This window comes from Rahnella sp. BIGb0603 (assembly GCF_024808755.1).
GTDB classification, from domain to species: Bacteria; Pseudomonadota; Gammaproteobacteria; order Enterobacterales; family Enterobacteriaceae; genus Rahnella; species Rahnella contaminans.
The window spans coordinates 736,846-756,909 of record NZ_JANUEX010000001.1 but is presented as its reverse complement, the minus strand read 5'-3'; the positions used below and the strand labels follow the sequence as shown (position 1 = coordinate 756,909).

18 protein-coding genes are annotated in these 20,064 nt (G+C 54.6%); 14 read left to right on the top strand and 4 right to left on the bottom strand.

What is annotated here, in order from left to right:
• Nucleotides 1-28: 28 nt before the first annotated feature.
• Both M2403_RS03605 and M2403_RS03600 read right to left on the bottom strand, forming a co-directional pair.
• Nucleotides 29-301 (bottom strand): ferredoxin family protein, encoded by a 273-nt coding sequence (locus M2403_RS03605; RefSeq protein WP_165059458.1) that lies wholly within the window; start codon nucleotides 299-301, stop codon nucleotides 29-31.
• Nucleotides 298-1,590 carry an FAD-dependent oxidoreductase gene (locus M2403_RS03600; RefSeq protein ID WP_405047809.1) on the bottom strand — a complete coding sequence of 431 codons (1,293 nt, stop codon included), beginning with the start codon at nucleotides 1,588-1,590 and terminating at the stop codon, nucleotides 298-300. The genes M2403_RS03605 and M2403_RS03600 overlap by 4 nt, the downstream gene beginning before the upstream one ends.
• 120 nt (nucleotides 1,591-1,710) lie before the next feature.
• Here M2403_RS03600 and M2403_RS03595 point away from each other — a divergent pair, with 120 nt between their 5' ends.
• A complete protein-coding gene (locus tag M2403_RS03595; RefSeq protein WP_259228564.1) occupies nucleotides 1,711-2,454 on the top strand; it encodes a type 2 GTP cyclohydrolase I in 744 nt (247 codons plus the stop codon).
• Here M2403_RS03595 and M2403_RS03590 read toward each other — a convergent pair.
• The gene (locus tag M2403_RS03590) at nucleotides 2,451-3,905 is read right to left on the bottom strand and encodes an MFS transporter (RefSeq protein WP_152326483.1); all 1,455 of its coding nucleotides are present in this window, start codon (nucleotides 3,903-3,905) and stop codon (nucleotides 2,451-2,453) included. The genes M2403_RS03595 and M2403_RS03590 overlap by 4 nt on opposite strands.
• A gap of 228 nt (nucleotides 3,906-4,133) precedes the next feature.
• Here M2403_RS03590 and pxpB point away from each other — a divergent pair, with 228 nt between their 5' ends.
• Genes pxpB through nei form a run of 5 tightly spaced genes read left to right on the top strand, consistent with a single transcriptional unit; the run spans nucleotide 4,134 to nucleotide 7,919 of the window.
• Entirely contained in the window at nucleotides 4,134-4,799 is a 666-nt protein-coding gene (pxpB, locus tag M2403_RS03585; protein ID WP_152326484.1) for a 5-oxoprolinase subunit PxpB, read from the top strand.
• The gene (gene pxpC / locus M2403_RS03580) at nucleotides 4,793-5,722 is read left to right on the top strand and encodes a 5-oxoprolinase subunit PxpC (protein ID WP_152326485.1); all 930 of its coding nucleotides are present in this window, start codon (nucleotides 4,793-4,795) and stop codon (nucleotides 5,720-5,722) included. The genes pxpB and pxpC overlap by 7 nt, the downstream gene beginning before the upstream one ends.
• Nucleotides 5,712-6,449, top strand: coding sequence for a 5-oxoprolinase subunit PxpA (gene pxpA, locus M2403_RS03575; protein ID WP_152326486.1), 738 nt, complete (start codon nucleotides 5,712-5,714; stop codon nucleotides 6,447-6,449). The genes pxpC and pxpA overlap by 11 nt, the downstream gene beginning before the upstream one ends.
• Before the next feature lie 25 nt (nucleotides 6,450-6,474).
• Entirely contained in the window at nucleotides 6,475-7,125 is a 651-nt protein-coding gene (pcp, locus tag M2403_RS03570; protein WP_152326487.1) for a pyroglutamyl-peptidase I, read from the top strand.
• Nucleotides 7,125-7,919 (top strand): endonuclease VIII, encoded by a 795-nt coding sequence (gene nei / locus M2403_RS03565; protein ID WP_152326488.1) that lies wholly within the window; start codon nucleotides 7,125-7,127, stop codon nucleotides 7,917-7,919. Before pcp ends, nei begins: the two co-directional genes overlap by 1 nt.
• A gap of 60 nt (nucleotides 7,920-7,979) precedes the next feature.
• Here the strand turns inward: nei and M2403_RS03560 are convergent, their stop codons facing one another.
• Entirely contained in the window at nucleotides 7,980-9,263 is a 1,284-nt protein-coding gene (locus tag M2403_RS03560; protein ID WP_152326489.1) for a citrate synthase, read from the bottom strand.
• Nucleotides 9,264-10,136: 873 nt separating this feature from the next.
• Here M2403_RS03560 and sdhC point away from each other — a divergent pair.
• The 8 genes from sdhC to sucD all read left to right on the top strand — a co-directional run bounded on the left by sdhC (nucleotide 10,137) and on the right by sucD (nucleotide 19,983).
• Nucleotides 10,137-10,526 (top strand): succinate dehydrogenase cytochrome b556 subunit, encoded by a 390-nt coding sequence (gene sdhC, locus M2403_RS03555; RefSeq protein ID WP_104922897.1) that lies wholly within the window; start codon nucleotides 10,137-10,139, stop codon nucleotides 10,524-10,526.
• The gene (sdhD, locus tag M2403_RS03550; protein WP_152326490.1) at nucleotides 10,520-10,867 is read left to right on the top strand and encodes a succinate dehydrogenase membrane anchor subunit; all 348 of its coding nucleotides are present in this window, start codon (nucleotides 10,520-10,522) and stop codon (nucleotides 10,865-10,867) included. Before sdhC ends, sdhD begins: the two co-directional genes overlap by 7 nt.
• 3 nt (nucleotides 10,868-10,870) lie before the next feature.
• The gene (sdhA, locus tag M2403_RS03545) at nucleotides 10,871-12,637 is read left to right on the top strand and encodes a succinate dehydrogenase flavoprotein subunit (protein ID WP_152326491.1); all 1,767 of its coding nucleotides are present in this window, start codon (nucleotides 10,871-10,873) and stop codon (nucleotides 12,635-12,637) included.
• 19 nt (nucleotides 12,638-12,656) lie between these two features.
• Nucleotides 12,657-13,373, top strand: coding sequence for a succinate dehydrogenase iron-sulfur subunit (locus tag M2403_RS03540; protein WP_152326492.1), 717 nt, complete (start codon nucleotides 12,657-12,659; stop codon nucleotides 13,371-13,373).
• 392 nt (nucleotides 13,374-13,765) lie between these two features.
• Nucleotides 13,766-16,573: a 2-oxoglutarate dehydrogenase E1 component gene (sucA, locus tag M2403_RS03535; RefSeq protein WP_152326493.1), complete on the top strand. Its 2,808-nt coding sequence runs from the start codon at nucleotides 13,766-13,768 to the stop codon at nucleotides 16,571-16,573.
• A gap of 45 nt (nucleotides 16,574-16,618) precedes the next feature.
• Nucleotides 16,619-17,848: a 2-oxoglutarate dehydrogenase complex dihydrolipoyllysine-residue succinyltransferase gene (gene odhB / locus M2403_RS03530; RefSeq protein ID WP_259228563.1), complete on the top strand. Its 1,230-nt coding sequence runs from the start codon at nucleotides 16,619-16,621 to the stop codon at nucleotides 17,846-17,848.
• A gap of 96 nt (nucleotides 17,849-17,944) precedes the next feature.
• The gene (gene sucC / locus M2403_RS03525; RefSeq protein ID WP_101077379.1) at nucleotides 17,945-19,111 is read left to right on the top strand and encodes an ADP-forming succinate--CoA ligase subunit beta; all 1,167 of its coding nucleotides are present in this window, start codon (nucleotides 17,945-17,947) and stop codon (nucleotides 19,109-19,111) included.
• Nucleotides 19,111-19,983 carry a succinate--CoA ligase subunit alpha gene (gene sucD / locus M2403_RS03520; protein WP_101077378.1) on the top strand — a complete coding sequence of 291 codons (873 nt, stop codon included), beginning with the start codon at nucleotides 19,111-19,113 and terminating at the stop codon, nucleotides 19,981-19,983. Before sucC ends, sucD begins: the two co-directional genes overlap by 1 nt.
• Nucleotides 19,984-20,064 lie beyond the last annotated feature (81 nt).

The following is a 20,064-nucleotide window of genomic DNA, read 5'->3' as shown; positions in this document are numbered from 1 at the left end:
TTACAACCCCGCGCCACCTCCCAGAGTTTTACCCGAAACGAAATGTCACACCGCAACCGGCAGCCGGATAACGCCAGAGGGAAAACGCCTCGTCGTGGCAGACAATGCGGCAGGTGCCGCATTCAAGACAGCCGTTCGGATCAAAGGTGATTTCTCCGGTTTCGTTCATCCGGTAAAGCCCGGCCGGGCAGGCATTCAGCAGGATCTTCAGCGCACTTTGCTGCGCGTTGCCGGCCACCACGATGTGGGCGGTATTTTCCGGCTGATAGTAATTTTTGGCGAGTTTGTCATTCAGGTTCACAGGCTACGCGCTCCTTTACGCAGGTCTTTCAGTAACTGCCACAACCCGGCACGGCGGGCATGACGCCAGAGTAAACGGCGAAGCGGCACGGACGGTTGTTCGCCGACGTGAAAAAGACTGTGCAGCATATCAGCGGAAAGTTGCGGATAGCGGCTGAAAGCCTGCGGCGATCGGAGTAAATCGGCGGGCAAATGGCGGTATTGCGTCATCAGCGGCCACAGCGTGCTGCGCTGCAAATGCTCGCGGTATAGGGAAAGTGAGGCGGCGCTGAAATCGCTTTTCCGGTGCGCATGAATCAGCGTTACGGCCGCAGCCTGCGCAGACATCATCGCCAGATCCATTCCGCGAACCGTGTGCCCGGCATTCAGACAAAAACCGGCGCAGTCACCGGCAACCAGCCAGCCATCGCCTGACAGCGGTGCGAGGGCATTCAGCCCGCCTTCGGGGATCATGTGCGCGCTGTATTCCATGACTTCAGCCTGTTTAAGCAACGGGCGCAGGGCGGGATGTTGTTTGAAGTCATCGAGCATCTGCGGCAGGCTGCGCGCGCTATCGCTGAGCTGAGAAAGGTTGCAGACCACGCCGAGCGAGAGGGTGTCTCGATGGGTATACAGAAAACCGCCACCGACTTTTCCGGCGGTCGGCTGCCCCGAAAACAGCCATGCGCAGCCCTGATCGCCTTCCAGCCCGAAACGTTCTTCCAGCTTTTCACGCGGCAGCGCGAGCACCTCTTTTACGCCCGTTGCCATGTTTTCCGCAGAGGGTTTTGGCGAGGCGAGACACCGTTGCGCCAGAAGCGAATTCGCACCTTCCGCCAGAATAACGGCGCGCGCAGTCAGCAGGTCATCGCCGATTCTGACGCCGGTCACGCGGTTGCCTTGCTTCATCAACCCTTCGACCTGCGTATCCGTAATGCACTGCGCACCGGCGAGCTGCGCCTGTTCCATCAGCCAGGGATCAAACCGCGCACGCAATACGGTCCATGAGCATGCGGCGTCAGCAGTCTGCCGGTGATCCAACGTTGTCATGCTGTCGCCTGTCAGCATTGAGAGCCTTTCCTGCGTTACGCGGCGTTCAAGCGGGGCGCTTTGCGCGAAATCGGGCAGGATTTGTGAAAGGGTATGCGTATAAATGCGTCCGCCTGAACTGTTTTTGCTTCCCGCCTGTGCGCCTCTTTCCAGCAAAATAACGCTAAGGCCCGCGCGGGCTAACAGCAATGCACTGGTGCAACCGGCTATTCCGCCGCCGACGATAATGACGTCGCAATCATTTTCCTGCATCTTCTTCAGTCCGTTGAAAAGTGAGGAAACCAGAATAACAATCCGGCAGTTCCCGTCATTGATTTTGAGCAGGACTGGCGTTGTCGTATATTATCTGCTGCATTCGCCATGACAGATAAGTGAAACTCCATGAACAATTTCCAGCTTGAAAAGCTGATTAACCAGAAACTGGATATCAGCAACTACAAAGATTATGCGCCGAACGGTTTGCAGGTCGAAGGCCGCAGTAATGTGCAGCGCATCGTGACCGGCGTGACGGCTTCTCAGGATCTGCTGGATGCCGCCATCGCTGTTGAAGCCGATGCGATTCTGGTTCACCACGGTTATTTCTGGAAAGACGAACCGGTTGAAATTCGCGGCATGAAACGCAACCGTCTTAAAACGTTGCTGGCGACTGACACCAATATGTACGCCTATCATTTGCCGCTCGACGGTCACGCGGAGCTGGGCAATAACTCGCAGCTGGCGAAACTGTTTGGCATTACCGTACAGGGTGAAATCGCGTTGCTGCTGCCGTATGGCGAGCTCGATACGCCGCTTAGCGGCAACGAATTCCGTCAGCGCATCGAAAGAATTCTGGATCGCAGCGTTCTGCACAGTGCGCAAAATGCACCGGCGGAAATCCGTCGTGTGGCGTGGTGTTCAGGCGGTGGTCAGGGCTATATTCAGAAAGCGGCAGAATTTGGCGTGGATGCGTTTATCAGCGGTGAGGTTTCTGAGCAAACCATTCACATCGCACGCGAGATGGGGCTGCATTTCTTCGCTGCTGGCCATCACGCCACAGAACGTTACGGCGTGAAAGCGCTGGGCGAATGGCTGCAAAATGAGCACGGGTTAGATGTGATGTTTATCGACATCGATAACCCGGCTTAATTTTTCTTTTCGGTTGTTTCTTCGGCAATACTATTTTCTGAAACGCTGTCTTCCAGCAGCGTAAATGCCCGCTGTAATCCGGTATCCACTTCAGGGTCTGCACCCTGCGGTGGATATTTGCTTTCCTCTTCTTCCTCGACGGGCTCTTCGTCTGTCTCTCCGATAACCGGTTCAACCACGTTTTCGGGGGCGGGCATGGTGTCCTGAATCATCTGTTCATCAAAGGCCGGATTCAGCGCCGGTGACAGCGGTGAACTGCTCAGGCTGTCCGGCATGGCGATGTGCGGAACGGGTGCATCGACCGCCATTTGCGTTTCTTCTTCTTTCTTGGATGTACGGCTTAACGCCACAATGCCTGCGCCGCACAGTGCGAAAAAGGCATACAGAATATTGCCGCCCAGCGGCTGGATCAGCGCGCCAACGGCTAACGGCCCGATACAGGCACCGACGCCAAATGCCATCAGCAAACAGGCGGAAAGCGAAACGCGCCGCTCCGGCTCAATCATGTCATTCGCCAGCGCGACCACCAGCGGATAGAGCGTGAACTGCATCAGGCTGACGATAAAACCGATGCCGAGCAGCAGCGGGAAAGAGATATGGCTGAACAGCGCCAGGGGCAGCGCCGTCAGCGCCAGCAAAATGGCGTTAATCCGCATCAGCATGTTGCGGTTATAGCGGTCAGACAGCCAGCTCAGCGGGAACTGGGCCAGCAGCCCGGCGAAAATCGCCAGCGCCATAAACAGACCGGTTTGCTGCGTAGTGAGCGATTGCTGACTGGTGTAAATCGGTGCCATACCGTAGAACGAACCGACCACCATGCCGATGACCAACGTGATCGCCAGTACTTTGGGAATGGCACGGATGAAGAATTTCAGCTCCATCGGCGCGGGAGACATATGGCCGACGTTGGTGCGCGTGGTTAATGCAATCGGCACCAGACACAGCGCAAAACACAGCGCGATAACGATCAGTGTGCTGACGCCTAAATCGCTGTTGAGCATCAGAACGACCTGACCGAGCGACATCCCGAGATACGACGCCACCATATAAAAGCCGAAGACCACGCCGCGCTGGTTCGCTTCGGCCTGATCGTTGAGCCAGCTTTCCAGCACCATATATTGCACCATCATGCACAGACCGATGATCAGGCGCAGCACCACCCAGACCGGGATAATGTCGGTCAGGCCGTGACCGAGTACGGCGGCGGTGATAATCCCGGAACAGGATACGTAGGCGCGGATGTGCCCGACGCGGGCGATCAGGATATGGCCGACTTTGCCGCCGATCACCAGCCCGATGTAGTTCGCCGCAATGATGGCACCGATCATCGCGCCGCTGACGTTAATCGCCGACAGGCGCAGGGAAATGTAGGTAGTGAGCAGGCCGGAACCCAACAGCATCAGTAATGTGGTGGTGTAGAGCGGAAAAAATAAGGCCAGTGGCTTTTTCACGACGTCTCCCTTTCATTTGTGGCGAAAGCGTTATCCAAACGCTAAAAAAAACAGCAACATTTCTGAGAGTAGCAGTTGAAGGCGGCGGGGGAAACCCTGAAGCCGGGAAAGCACGGGCGGACAGGTTGACATGTCCGGTCAGTTTCACGCATAACAGAGAGTAAGTTTCGATTCATTGAGTTGCTGAATAACCTGATGATCCACAACCTTTCTTTAAGGAGTGCCTGAGTGCAACGAGCACGATGTTATCTGCTGGGTGAACGCGCAGTAGTGCTGGAACTGGAACCGCCGGTGTCGCTGGCAAGCCAGCAACGGATCTGGGGGCTGACCCAGCGTTTGCAGGATCGTGCTGCCTATCCCGGCGTACGTGAAGTCATTCCTGGCATGAATAATTTGACCGTTCTTCTGACCGATGCCCAGAGTTCTGCGCTGGACGCGATTGAGCGCCTGCAAACCTGGTGGGAAGAGAGCGAGGCCATCGTGCCTGAATCGCGTTTAATTGAGATCCCTGTGATTTACGGCGGCGGGCACGGGCCGGATCTCGGGAATGTCGCGCGCCACACCGGTATGTCTGAGAGCGACGTTGTGGCACTGCATTCCGGCATTGATTACACCGTCTATTTTCTGGGGTTCCAGCCCGGGTTCCCGTATCTGGGCGGTATGTCCGAGAAACTCGCCACACCACGCCACGGCGAACCGCGTCTTTCTGTACCCGCAGGCTCGGTCGGGATCGGCGGCAGCCAGACCGGCATTTATCCGCTCGCTACGCCGGGTGGCTGGCAGCTGATCGGGCAAACGCCGCTGGTGATGTTTGATCCGCTGCGTGAAATTCCGACATTGCTCCTGCCGGGTGACAGCGTACGGTTCGTGCCACAAAAGGAGGGCGTATGTTGAAGGTTTTACGCGCAGGGATGTTTACCACCGTTCAGGATTTGGGGCGCAATGGTTATCGCAGGCAGGGCGTCAGCCAGTCCGGTGCGCTGGATACACCGGCGTTGCGGATTGCCAATCTGCTGGTCGGCAATGACGAAAATGCCGCCGGTCTGGAAATCACGCTGGGCCAGTTCAGCGCGGAGTTTCACCGCGAAGGGTGGATTGCGCTGACCGGCGCAGGTTGCCATGCGCAGCTCGACGGCAAAGAAATCTGGACCGGCTGGAACTATCCGGTGAAGCCGGGTCAGATTCTGACCATGAAAATGCCCGCGCGCGGGATGCGCAGCTATCTGGCGATTTCCGGTGGTATTGATGTGCCGGAAATCATGGGGTCACGCAGTACGGATCTGAAAGCCAGATTTGGCGGTTTTGAGGGGCGTCAGTTGCAGGACGGCGATCAACTGCCCACCGGCGACTCATACCGGCAGCCGAAGCATTCCGGCGGCATTAAACAACTGCTGTTTGGCAACCGCATTCGTGCCTTGCCGGGGCCGGAATATCAGGAGTTCAGCGCTAAGTCGCGCGAAGAGTTCTGGCGCGCCGCCTGGCAGCTCAGCCCGCAAAGTAACCGCATGGGATATCGTCTTCACGGGCATGTGCTGAAACGCGAAACCGACCGCGAGCTGCTTTCCCACGGGCTGCTTCCCGGCGTGGTGCAGGTTCCGCACGGTGGTCAGCCGATTGTGCTGATGGCCGATGCGCAGACCACCGGGGGTTATCCGCGCATTGCCTGTGTAATCGAAGCCGATTTGTACAATCTGGCGCAAATCCGCCTTGGCGAGCCAATTCACTTTGTAAAATGCACGCCGGAAGAAGCGCAGAAAGCGCTGCGTGAACAGACATTATTTATTGAACAGGTGAAACGGGGGCTGCATGGTCGTTGATCTGAATGCCGATCTGGGTGAAGGCTGCGCCAACGACGAGGCGCTTCTACAGCTCGTCAGTTCGGCGAATATCGCCTGCGGTTTTCATGCCGGAGACGCGCAAACCATGCAGCAGTCCGTGCGCTGGGCGCTGAAATACGGCGTGGCGATTGGCGCGCATCCGAGCTTTCCGGATCGCGAGAACTTTGGCCGGACGGCCATGCAACTTCCGCCGGAAACTGTGTATGCGCAGGTGGTGTATCAGCTCGGCGCACTCGCTGCGATCACCCGCGCCGAAGGCGGCAAAATGGTGCATGTAAAACCGCACGGCATGTTGTACAACCAGGCGGCAACCGACGCGCTGCTGGCGGATGCCATTGCCCGCGCAGTGTATGACGTTGACCCGACCCTTCGTTTAGTCGGGCTGGCGGGAAGCGAACTTATCCGGGCCGGTGAACGTCTCGGGCTGCAAACGCGGCAGGAAGTGTTTGCCGACCGGCGTTATCAGAGTAACGGCACGCTGGTGCCGCGCAGCCAGCCGGATGCGATGATTGAGAGCGATGAACTGGCGCTGGATCAGACGCTGGCGATGGTGCGGGAACAGAAAGTACTCAGCCGCGGAGGCGTCTGGGTGCCGGTGCAGGCCGACACCGTTTGTCTTCATGGTGATGGTGAGCATGCACTGACCTTTGCGCGCCGTCTGCGCGAAGCGTTTGGTGAGCGGGATATTCAGGTCAGCGCAGGCTGACTTCAGCAAAATCAGGGGAATACCTATGCGTAAAGTCTTAGTCACCGGTATTGAGCCGTTTGATGGTGAAAAAATTAATCCGTCCTGGGAAGTGGTGAAGCAGTTGGGCGATCTGGAGTTGTCCGGGGCGAAAATTGTGGTTCGCCAGTTGCCGTGCGTGTTTGGCAAAGCTATCGACGCGCTGAATGTCGCTATTGATGAAGTGCAGCCTGAAATGGTGATTTGCGTCGGGCAGGCGGGCGGTCGCAGTGATTTCAGCATCGAACGCGTGGCGATAAACATCAACGATGCGCGTATCCCTGATAACGATAACAATCAGCCGGTGGATGAGACGATTGTCGCCGACGGCCCTGCCGCGTATTTCTCCACCTTGCCGATCAAAACCATTGTGAGCGGGTTACGCGAATCCGGTATTCCGGCTTCTGTCTCGCAAACGGCGGGCACCTATGTGTGTAATCACATTATGTATGGCCTGCTGCATCGTCTTGCCCAGCCGTCGTGCAAAGTGGTGAAGGGCGGTTTTATCCATATTCCTTATCTGCCGGAGCAGGCGGCGAAGCATCCGGGCGCGCCGAGTATGTCAGTTCACACTGTGCTGAATGCGCTTGAGCTGACAATTGCTATCGCGCTGCATACTGAGCAGGATTTGAAAATTGCCGAGGGTGCGACTCACTGATGCCTGAAGGTCCTGAAATCCGCCGCGCTGCCGATTTGCTGGCAGCTGCGGTGGTGAACAAGCCGCTCACGGATGTCTGGTTTGCTTTCCCTAATCTGAAGCCTTACCAGTCCGCATTACGTGGTACCAAAATTACGGCGATTGAAACCCGCGGAAAAGCGTTGCTGACGCACTTTTCCAATGGCCTGACGCTCTACAGCCACAACCAGCTTTATGGCGTCTGGCGGGTTATTCAGGCCGGTGAAACCCCGAAGGAAACCAAGCGTTCGCTGCGGGTAAAACTCGAAACCACGGATGCGGCGATCTTGCTGTACAGCGCGTCTGAGATCGGGCTTTACGATACGGCGGAAATTGAAAATCATCCGTTCCTGCAACGTATCGGGCCGGACGTGCTGGATGAAACCCTGACCGTCGCTCAGGTTCGTGAGCGGTTACTTTCGCCGAGATTCCGCAACCGTCAGCTCGGCGGGATGTTGCTTGATCAGGCATTTCTGGCCGGATTAGGAAATTATCTGCGGGCGGAAATTCTGTGGCTGGCAAAATTGCTGCCCGACCATAAACCGAATGAACTGAATGACGCAGAGCTGGATGCACTGGCCGATGCCTGTTTGTCCGTCGCGCGTTTGTCCTACGCCACGCGCGGTACAATGGATGAAAATGTGCATCACGGTGCGCTGTTTCGTTTTAAAGTTTTCGGGCGGACGGGGAAACCCTGCGAGCGTTGCGGCGATCCGATAGCGAAATCCAGCGTGTCATCACGGCCATTTTTCTGGTGCCCGGTTTGTCAGGTGTGATGAAAACGTTGAAATGAAAAAGGCTCCCGCGGGAGCCTTTAAAGTCTGAGTAATTAGAACTTATTTTTTCAGCTGAGAATGGAAATCGCGTTTGTCGTAGCCGGTGTAAAGCTGACGAGGACGGGCGATTTTGATGCCGTCCTGGTGCATTTCGCTCCAGTGAGCAATCCAGCCAACGGTACGCGCCATCGCGAAGATCACGGTAAACATGGACGACGGAATGCCCATGGCTTTCAGGATGATGCCTGAATAGAAATCGACGTTCGGATACAGTTTTTTCTCGATGAAGTACGGGTCGTTCAGCGCGATATGTTCCAGCTCCATCGCTACTTCCAGCAGGTTGTCTTTCAGATCCAGCTCTTTCAGCACTTCATGACAGGTTTCACGCATCACTGTGGCGCGCGGGTCGTAGTTTTTGTAAACACGGTGACCGAAGCCCATCAGGCGGAAAGAATCATTTTTGTCTTTCGCACGTTTTACGAATTCCGGGATGTGATCCACGCTGCTGATTTCTTCCAGCATTTTCAGCGCGGCTTCGTTAGCGCCGCCGTGCGCAGGTCCCCACAGGGAAGCGATACCGGCTGCGATACAGGCGAACGGGTTAGCGCCAGAAGAACCGGCGGTACGCACGGTAGATGTCGACGCGTTCTGCTCGTGGTCAGCATGCAGGATCAAAATACGATCCATCGCGCGTTCCAGAATCGGGTTCACTTTATATTCTTCACACGGCGTGGAGAACATCATGTGCAGGAAGTTACCGGCATAAGACAGGTCGTTGCGCGGATACACAAACGGCTGGCCGATAGAATATTTGTAACACATTGCGGCAACGGTCGGCATTTTGGACAGCAGACGGTAAGCGGCAATTTCGCGGTGACGTTCGTTTTCGACATCAATGGAGTCGTGATAAAACGCCGCCAGTGCGCCGGTCACGCCGCACAGTACGGCCATCGGGTGAGAGTCACGACGGAAACCGTGGAACAGGCGGGTGATCTGCTCGTGAACCATAGTGTGACGGGTCACATTAGTTTTAAATTCTTCGAACTGCTCCGGGGTTGGCGCTTCGCCGTTCAGCAGCAGGTAGCTGACTTCCAGGAAGGTTGACTCTTGCGCAAGCTGGTCAATCGGGAAGCCGCGGTGTAACAGAATACCTTCGTCACCGTCGATATAGGTGATTTTGGATTCGCAGGATGCAGTAGAGGTGAAACCGGGGTCATAGGTAAAAAGACCTTTTGAACCGAGGGTACGGATATCAATTTCATCCTGACCCAGCGAGCCGGTGAGCACGCTCAGTTCAATCGGGTCGTGACCTTGTAGGGTAAGTGTCGCTTTCTTATCAGCCATTTACAGTCTCCTTAGCGCCTTATTTTTAAAAATCAGTAACAACAGAAATGCCTGGAAGCGACGCCTTGAAAGGTCATTATTATTGTCAGCCTTAACTCTGCGATCGGATAGGGAGGGAACGTAGAGCTGAGTCGAATTGCAGTCTCAGACTGCTCTGTGACCAACAAGCGGCGTTTCATCGTTGTTAACGATTCGGTAAATCATTACTGTTCTGTCGCTCAGTACCTGTGAAGAGTATGAGGATTTACACAATCCCCACTTTTGCATAACTTGGGGCTACAGGGAAGACCCTGCATCACGATTGTGTGATCCACTGATTCTTCAGAGACTTTCACCTTTTTGGTGCGGTTGGTGTCAGCCGGTATGTGCTCAGTATCACAGTCCTTTAGGGATAGCTCATATGTAATGGAAATGTTGATCAAATGTCAAACTAGATAATTTATTTTGTGCCTTTTATGGAAAATGAGAGCTAACTCACTGTTTAAAAGAAATGTGAATAAAGCATTTGTAGGGCAATTGTAATAAGAATGTGATCAACCTATACTCCTACAAGGTCTCCGGGCAATCCGAAGTAGGAGCACCCAGCATCATTTTCCTGGCCTTTACGTTACGGCTTTGAAAATTGACTATCGCGCCGTTTAAGCACATCGGATGTCGTTGTTTGAGCGCGGGAGAAGTTGAGCTTTTAGCTCTGATATATCCAGGTCATTTGCGTTGCGGGAAGGCGGCAAGCGAACGAGTCCCTATGAGCTGACTCCAGTCAGTGATTAGGGTGAGTAAACGCAGCCAACGCACCAGCGGCGCAAAGAACGAAGGATAGATGCTGTCTGACATACTGCTCCGGGCCGGAGGAAGTAAAATAATAAGAGCTGTGTGGGCAAAACCGTGAAAAAACAAAGACCTGTCAATCTGGATCTGCAAACGATCCGGTTTCCCGTTACTGCGATAGCGTCCATCTTACACCGAGTCTCTGGCGTAATAACCTTCGTCGCCGTCGGTATCCTCCTCTGGCTGTTAGGTTTGTCTCTCTCTTCTCCTGAAGGGTTTGCACAGGCTGCGGCCATCATGAATAGCTTCTTCGTCAAATTCATCTTTTGGGGAATACTCACTGCGCTGGCCTATCACGTTTGCGGTGGCGTCCGCCACTTGCTGATGGATTTTGGCTATATCGAAGAGAGTTTGGCTGCCGGTACCCGTTCTGCCCAGGTGGCAATCGGTCTGACCGTCGTGCTGTCAATTCTGGCTGGAGTCCTCGTATGGTAAGCAACGTTTCTGCATTGGGACGCAATGGTGTGCACGACTGGCTGTTACTGCGTGCTTCCGCGATCATCCTCACCTTGTACATCCTTTATATTCTGGGCTTTGTGGTTCTGGCTCAGGAACTGACTTTTGATGTCTGGCATGGCTTCTTCTCTTCCTCCATCACGAAAGTATTCACACTGCTGGCATTGCTGTCGATTTTGATTCATGCGTGGATCGGCATGTGGCAGGTGTTAACGGACTATGTCAAACCGCTGGCTGTCCGACTGGTGCTGCAACTGGCCATCGTCGTCACGTTAGTGGTTTACCTACTTTACGGAACAATTGTTGTTTGGGGAGCGTAGTAAATGAATCTGCCAGTCAGAGAGTTTGATGCTGTCGTTATCGGTGCAGGTGGCGCCGGTATGCGTGCCGCGTTACAGATTTCACAACAGGGCCTGTCCTGCGCCCTGATTTCCAAAGTCTTCCCGACCCGCTCCCATACGGTGTCTGCTCAGGGCGGTATTACCGTTGCGCTGGGTAACACGCATGAGGATGACTGGGAATGGCATATGTACGACACCGTAAAAGGTTCCGACTACATCGGTGATCAGGACGCCATTGAATATATGTGTAAAACCGGGCCGGAAGCGATTCTGGAACTCGAACACATGGGATTGCCTTTCTCCCGTCTTGATGATGGCCGTATTTATCAGCGTCCGTTTGGCGGCCAGTCGAAGAACTTCGGCGGCGAGCAGGCGGCACGTACCGCGGCAGCAGCCGACCGTACCGGTCACGCCTTGCTGCACACGCTGTATCAGCAAAACCTGAAAAACCACACCACGATTTTCTCCGAATGGTATTCACTGGATTTAGTGAAAAACCAGGACGGCGCGATCGTCGGGTGTACCGCAATTTGTATCGAAACCGGTGAAGTTGTTTACTTCAAAGCCAAAGCGACCGTGCTGGCAACCGGCGGTGCAGGCCGTATTTATCAGTCCACCACCAATGCGCACATTAATACCGGCGACGGCGTGGGCATGGCATTGCGTGCAGGTGTGCCGGTGCAGGATATGGAAATGTGGCAGTTCCACCCGACCGGCATTGCCGGTGCCGGCGTTCTGGTAACAGAAGGCTGCCGTGGTGAAGGTGGTTATCTGCTCAATAAAGACGGCGAACGTTTCATGGAACGTTATGCGCCAAATGCCAAAGACCTGGCGGGTCGTGACGTGGTGGCGCGTTCCATCATGATCGAAATCCGTGAAGGCCGTGGCTGCGAAGGTCCGTGGGGCCCGCACGCCAAACTGAAACTCGATCATCTGGGTAAAGACGTTCTGGAATCCCGTCTGCCGGGTATTCTGGAATTGTCGCGTACCTTTGCGCACGTCGATCCGGTTAAAGAGCCGATCCCTGTTATCCCAACTTGCCACTATATGATGGGCGGCATTCCGACCAAAGTGACTGGTCAGGCGCTGCGTGTGAACGCACAGGGTCAGGATGAAGTGATCCCCGGCCTGTTCGCGGTCGGCGAAATTGCCTGCGTTTCCGTTCACGGTGCCAACCGTCTCGGCGGTAACTCACTGCTCGATCTGGTGGTCTTTGGCCGTGCAGCCGGTATGCACTTGCAGGAATCCATTCAGGAGCAGGGCGCAAGCCGCGATGCGTCTCAGGACGATATCGATGTGTCTCTCGAGCGTCTGAACCGCTGGAACAACACCCGTTCGGGTGAAGATCCGGTGGCTATCCGTAAAGACCTGCAATCGTGCATGCAGAATAACTTCTCGGTCTTCCGCGAAGGGGATGCGATGGCGAAAGGTCTGGAAGAGCTGAAAGTAATCCGTGAACGCCTGAAAAGCGCGCGTCTGGATGATACCTCCTCAGAATTCAACACCCAGCGCGTCGAGTGTCTGGAGCTGGATAACCTGATGGAAACTGCGTTCTCAACGGCTGTCTCCGCAAACTACCGTACAGAAAGCCGTGGCGCTCACAGCCGCTTCGACTTCCCTGAACGTGATGATGCGAACTGGCTGTGCCATACGCTGTATCAGCCGGAAACAGAAAGCATGACCCGCCGTGAGGTGAACATGCAGCCTAAGCTTCGCGCGGCGTTCCCGCCGAAAGCGCGTACTTACTAGGGCGGAGCGGAAACAGATTATGAAAATTGAATTTTCGATTTATCGCTACAACCCGGACGTCGATGATGTTCCGTACATGAAGGATTACGTGCTGGAAGCCAAAGAAGGGCGCGATATGATGTTGCTCGACGCGCTGATTTTGCTGAAAGAACAGGATCCGACGCTGGCTTTCCGCCGCTCATGCCGTGAAGGTGTTTGCGGGTCTGACGGCGTGAACATGAACGGTAAAAACGGTCTGGCGTGTATCACGCCGGTTTCGACGCTGCGTAATGGCAACAAGAAAATTGTTATCCGTCCGTTGCCTGGGTTGCCTGTTGTGCGTGACCTTGTTGTGGACATGGGACAATTCTATAAGCAGTATGAGAAGATTAAGCCTTACCTGTTGAATGATGGGAAAAATCCTCCGGCGCGTGAGCATTTGCAGATGCCGGATGACCGTGAAAAGCTCGACGGATTATACGAATGTATTCTCTGCGCCTGCTGCTCAACCTCCTGTCCTTCGTTCTGGTGGAATCCGGACAAATTTGTCGGTCCGGCTGGCCTTCTGGCCGCTTACCGTTTCCTCATCGACAGCCGCGATACCGAAACGCAACCGCGCCTCGACGATCTGAACGATGCTTTCAGCGTATTCCGCTGCCACAGCATCATGAACTGTGTGAGTGTGTGCCCTAAAGGTTTGAACCCGACGAAAGCGATCGGCCATATCAAATCGATGCTGCTACAGCGGGGCGCCTGAGTTCATAAGGTGATGCCATCAGCGGGAACTCAGGTTCCCGCTGTTATTTACCCGCTTTTGGTTTCGCTTTCTTTAGTTACAAATGCCGTAACTGAGGCTTTGATAGCAAATAAGTAATTTTTTAATAACAAAGTAGCAACAAGTGCAACAAAGTTGCGCCTGACAGGAGTAAGATAGCCGGGTAAAAATCAGGGGGATGGAAAAAAGGGATAAAGAAGCAGGGCAACTTCAAAAATCAGTCACGCATCTGGCGGATTTCTGAAGGTTCCTTGAAGAGCCAAACGCTCAACCAACGAACTGTTTTAGTATGGAAAACCGTTTTACCGCGGTGTATCACGGTCAATATTATTAACCACGGCGAAAACTAAAGCTTCAAAGCTTAAGGGATCACGATGCAGAACGGCGCAATGAAGGCCTGGCTGGATTCCTCCTATCTGGCGGGTGCGAACCAGTCTTACATAGAACAACTCTATGAAGACTACTTAACCGATCCTGGTTCCGTTGACGATAGCTGGCGTTCGATTTTTAAACAGCTACCAACAGTGGGTGTGAAACCAGAGCAACTCCATTCTCAAACTCGCGACTACTTCCGCCGCCTGGCGAAAGATGCGTCACGTTACAATTCCTCCATCAGCGATCCTGAAACGGATGCCAAGCAAGTCAAGGTGCTGCAGTTAATCAATGCCTTCCGCTTCCGTGGTCATCAGAACGCGAACCTTGATCCCCTCGGCCTGTGGAAACTGGACGATGTACCGGATCTGGATCCTGCGTTCCATCATCTGACTGAAGCTGATTTCCAGGAAACCTTCAACGTCGGTTCTTTTGCCATTGGCAAGGAAACCATGCAGCTCGGCGAGCTGTATAAAGCCCTGAAGCAAACCTATTGCGGTTCCATTGGTGTGGAATACATGCACATCACCAACACCGAAGAGAAACGCTGGATCCAACAGCGCGTCGAATCCGTGGCCGGTCGTGCGAAATTCACCAATGACGAGAAGAAAACGTTCCTGAAAGAACTGACCGCAGCAGAAGGTCTGGAGCGTTATCTGGGCGCGAAATTCCCCGGTGCAAAACGCTTCTCTCTTGAAGGTGGCGATGCGCTGGTTCCGATGCTGAAAGACATGATCCGTCATGCAGGCAAAAACGGAACGCGTGAAGTGGTGCTGGGTATGGCGCACCGTGGCCGTCTGAACGTGCTGATCAACGTACTGGGGAAAAAACCTCAGGACTTGTTTGACGAATTCTCCGGCAAACATAAAGAACATCTGGGCACCGGTGACGTGAAATACCACATGGGCTATTCGTCCGATGTGGAAACCGAAGGCGGAATGGTTCACCTGGCGCTGGCGTTTAACCCGTCGCACCTGGAAATCGTGAGCCCGGTGGTGATCGGTTCTGTTCGTGCCCGTCGTGATCGTCTGGACGAAGCGCGCAGCAATATGGTTCTGCCAATCACCATTCACGGTGATGCGGCGATTACCGGTCAGGGTGTGGTTCAGGAAACCCTGAACATGTCGCTGGCACGCGGTTATGAAGTGGGCGGTACCGTGCGTATCGTCATCAATAACCAGGTGGGCTTTACCACCTCGAATCCGAAAGATGCGCGTTCCACCGATTACTGTACTGATATCGCGAAAATGGTGCAGGCGCCGATTTTCCACGTCAATGCCGATGACCCTGAAGCGGTGGCTTTCGTGACCCGCCTGGCATTGGATTTCCGTAACACCTTTAAACGTGACGTCATGATCGATCTGGTTTGCTACCGTCGCCACGGCCATAACGAGGCCGACGAACCGAGCGCAACCCAGCCACTGATGTATAACAAGATCAAGAAGCACCCGACGCCGCGTAAAATTTATGCTGACATTCTGACCGAGCAAAACGTGGCCAGTCTCGAAGATGCCACGGAAATGGTCAATTTGTATCGTGATGCGCTGGATGCGGGAGAGTGTGTGGTGGAAGAGTGGCGTCAGAATGACATGCACACGTTCACCTGGTCACCGTATCTGAACCACGAGTGGGATGAAGCTTACCCGAACAAGGTTGAGCTGAAACGCCTGCAGGAACTGGCGCGCCGCGTCAGCCATGTGCCGGATGCTATCGAAATGCAGTCACGCGTTGCCAAGATTTACGGCGACCGTAACGAGATGGCCGAAGGTAATAAGAAATTCGACTGGGGCGGCGCGGAAAATCTGGCGTACGCTACGCTGGTTGATGAAGGCATTCCAATCCGTCTGTCGGGTGAAGATACCGGTCGCGGCACCTTCTTCCACCGTCATGCTGTGATCCACAATCAGAAAAATGGTTCCGTATACGTGCCGCTGGCTAATATCCATAACAGCCAGGGCGAGTTCAACGTATGGGATTCCGTTCTTTCCGAAGAAGCGGTGCTGGCGTTTGAATACGGTTATGCCACGGCTGAGCCGCGTACGCTGACCATCTGGGAAGCGCAGTTCGGCGATTTCGCCAACGGTGCGCAGGTGGTTATCGACCAGTTCATCAGCTCCGGCGAACAGAAATGGGGCCGCATGTGTGGTCTGGTGATGTTGCTGCCGCACGGTTACGAAGGGCAGGGGCCGGAGCACTCCTCCGCGCGTCTGGAACGCTATCTGCAACTTTGCGCTGAGCAAAACATGCAGGTTTGTATCCCGTCGACCCCGGCGCAGGTTTACCACATGATCCGTCGTCAGGCGTTGCGCGGTATGCGCCGTCCTCTGATCGTCATGTCGCCGAAGTCTCTGTTGCGTCATCCTCTGGCGGTTTCTACGCTCGATGAACTGGCCAACGGCAGCTTCCTGCCAGCGATTGGTGAAGTAGACGAACTGGATCCAAAACAGGTTAAGCGCGTGGTGATGTGCTCAGGCAAGGTGTACTACGACCTGCTGGAACAGCGTCGCAAAAACGAGCAAACCGACGTGGCGATTGTCCGCATCGAGCAGCTGTACCCGTTCCCGCACAAAGCGATTCAGGAAGTGCTTGAGAAATTCTCACACGTTCATGATTTCGTCTGGTGTCAGGAAGAGCCGCTGAACCAGGGCGCGTGGTATTGCAGCCAGCACAACTTCCGTGAAGTGATTCCTTTCGGGGCTTCTTTACGTTACGCAGGACGTCCGGCCTCTGCTTCTCCGGCAGTGGGTTACATGTCCGTTCACCAGAAGCAACAGCAAGATCTGGTTAACGATGCGCTGAACGTTAAATAACGCGTTGGCGTGAGTTAACACTATGGAACATAAGAAGGATTTATAATGAGTAGCGTAGATATTCTGGTCCCTGACCTTCCTGAATCCGTGGCAGATGCGACGGTTGCAACCTGGCATAAAAAACCGGGCGACAGCGTTGAGCGTGACGATGTACTGGTAGAAATTGAAACCGATAAAGTGGTACTGGAAGTGCCGGCAAGTGAAGCCGGTATTCTGGACAGCATTATCGAAGATGAAGGCGCAACGGTCATTTCCCGTCAGATTCTGGCGCGCATTCGTCCGGGTAACAGTTCCGGCAAGCCAAGCACTGAGAAAAGCTCCGATAAAGAAGCGACTCCTGCTGCACGCCATACCGCCGCTCTGGAAGAAGAAAGCAACGACGCACTCAGCCCGGCAATCCGCCGTCTGATTGCCGAGCATTCTCTGGATGCCAACGCGATCAAAGGCAGCGGTGTCGGTGGTCGTCTGACCCGTGAAGATGTCGAGCAACACCTGGCGAAAGCCAAAGACGCGAAACCTGCGGCTGCACCAGCCGTGGCTCCTGCCGCGACCAGCGCCGCACCGGCTCTGGGTTCACGCAGCGAAAAACGCGTCCCGATGACCCGTCTGCGTAAGCGTGTTGCTGAGCGTCTGCTTGAAGCGAAAAACAGCACCGCAATGCTGACAACCTTCAACGAAATCAACATGAAGCCAATCATGGATCTGCGTAAGCAGTACGGTGATGGTTTCGAAAAACGTCACGGTGTACGCCTGGGCTTCATGTCTTTCTATCTGAAAGCTGTGGTTGAAGCGCTGAAACGTTACCCGGAAGTGAACGCTTCTATTGATGGCGAAGATGTGGTTTACCACAACTACTTCGACGTGAGCATCGCCGTTTCTACGCCTCGCGGCCTGGTAACGCCGGTTCTGCGCGATGTGGATACGCTGGGTATGGCTGACATCGAAAAGCAAATCAAAGAGCTGGCGATCAAGGGCCGTGACGGCAAACTGAAAGTGGAAGAACTGACCGGCGGTAACTTTACTGTGACCAACGGCGGCGTCTTCGGCTCACTGATGTCGACCCCGATTATCAACCCACCGCAGAGTGCAATTCTGGGCATGCATGCCATTAAAGATCGTCCGATGGCGGTGAACGGTCAGGTTGTGATCTTGCCAATGATGTATCTGGCACTGTCCTACGATCACCGTCTGGTTGATGGCCGGGAATCGGTCGGCTTCCTGGTGACCATTAAAGAAATGCTGGAAGATCCGGCTCGTCTGCTGCTGGACGTTTAGTCCCCGGCGGAACGAAAGAAATAGAGATCGTAAAAATCTGTGGCACAGCCCGCTGTGCCCTGATAAGCCTTCCTACTAAAGAATGGATAGAACATCATGAATTTACACGAGTATCAGGCGAAACAGCTGTTCCTGCGCTACGGCCTGCCAGCACCAACGGGCTTCGCCTGTTCCACGCCGCGTGAAGCGGAAGAGGCTGCATCGAAAATCGGTGCCGGTCCGTGGGTGGTAAAATGTCAGGTTCATGCCGGTGGCCGCGGTAAAGCGGGCGGCGTGAAAGTCGTGAAAAGCAAAGAAGAAATTCGTGCTTTCGCTGAACACTGGCTGGGTAAACGTCTGGTGACTTACCAGACAGACGCACTGGGTCAGCCGGTTAACCAGATCCTGGTTGAATCCGCGACAGACATCGACAAAGAATTGTACCTCGGCGCTGTGGTAGACCGCAGCTCACGACGCGTGGTGTTCATGGCGTCTACTGAAGGCGGCGTGGAAATCGAGAAAGTGGCTGAAGAAACGCCACACCTGATCCACAAAGTTGCACTGGATCCGCTGGCAGGTCCGCAGCCTTATCAGGGCCGTGAACTGGCATTCAAACTGGGTCTGACCGGTAAGCAGGTTCAGCAGTTCACCAAGATCTTCATGGGCCTGGCGAACATCTTCTTAGAACGCGACCTGGCGCTCATCGAAATCAACCCGCTGGTAGTGACCACTGCTGGCGACCTGATCTGCCTCGACGGCAAACTGGGCGCAGACGGCAACGCCTTGTTCCGCCAGCCAGAATTGCGTGAAATGCGCGATTACAGCCAGGAAGATGCCCGCGAATCTCAGGCAGCGCAGTGGGAACTGAACTACGTTGCGCTTGACGGCAATATCGGTTGCATGGTGAACGGTGCCGGTCTGGCAATGGGTACCATGGACATCGTGAAACTGCACGGTGGCGAACCGGCTAACTTCCTGGATGTTGGCGGCGGTGCGACCAAAGAACGCGTAACAGAAGCCTTCAAAATCATCCTGTCCGATGAAAAAGTGAAAGCCGTCTTCGTGAACATCTTCGGCGGTATCGTTCGTTGCGACCTGATCGCCGACGGTATCATCGGTGCGGTGGAAGAAGTGGGCGTCAGCGTGCCGGTTGTGGTGCGTCTTGAAGGTAACAATGCCGAGCTGGGTGCCAAAAAACTGGCAGACAGCGGTTTGAACATCATTGCAGCGACCAGCCTGACGAATGCGGCTCAACAAGTTGTCGCGGCAGTGGAGGGGAAATAATGTCGATTTTAATCAACAAGAACACCAAAGTTATCTGCCAGGGTTTCACCGGTAGCCAGGGGACTTTCCACTCCGAACAAGCCATCGCTTACGGCACAAAAATGGTTGGCGGCGTGACGCCAGGCAAAGGCGGCACCGAGCATCTGGGTCTGCCAGTGTTCAACACCGTTCGCGAAGCGGTTGAGACTACCGGCGCGACGGCTTCTGTTATTTATGTTCCCGCGCCATTCTGCAAAGATTCCATTCTGGAAGCGCTGGATGCAGGCATCAAACTGATCATCTGTATCACAGAAGGCATCCCGACGCTGGATATGCTGGTGGTTAAAGTGAAACTGGATCAAAGCGATGCCGTGATGATCGGGCCAAACTGCCCGGGCGTGATCACCCCTGGCGAATGCAAAATCGGCATCATGCCTGGCCATATTCACCTGCCGGGCAAAGTGGGCATCGTTTCACGCTCTGGTACGCTGACCTATGAAGCCGTTAAACAGACTACAGATTACGGCTACGGTCAGTCTACCTGCGTCGGTATCGGCGGCGACCCGATCCCGGGCTCTAACTTCATCGATATCCTGAAACTGTTCCAGGAAGATCCGCAGACTGAAGTGATTGTCATGATCGGTGAAATCGGCGGGAATGCTGAAGAAGAAGCGGCTGCGTACATCAAAGCACACGTAACCAAACCGGTTGTAGGCTACATCGCGGGTGTGACTGCGCCTAAAGGCAAACGTATGGGCCACGCAGGCGCCATCATTGCCGGTGGTAAAGGCACGGCTGACGAGAAGTTTGCAGCACTGGAAGCTGCTGGCGTGAAGACTGTTCGCAGCCTGGCCGATATCGGCGAAGCCGTGAAATCCGTTCTGCCACAGTAAGTATTGTCCCTCGCGCCGGGCCATGTTCCGGCGTGACCTGAGTCATTTCATATGACTTAATGATTCGACATGTTGGCCACC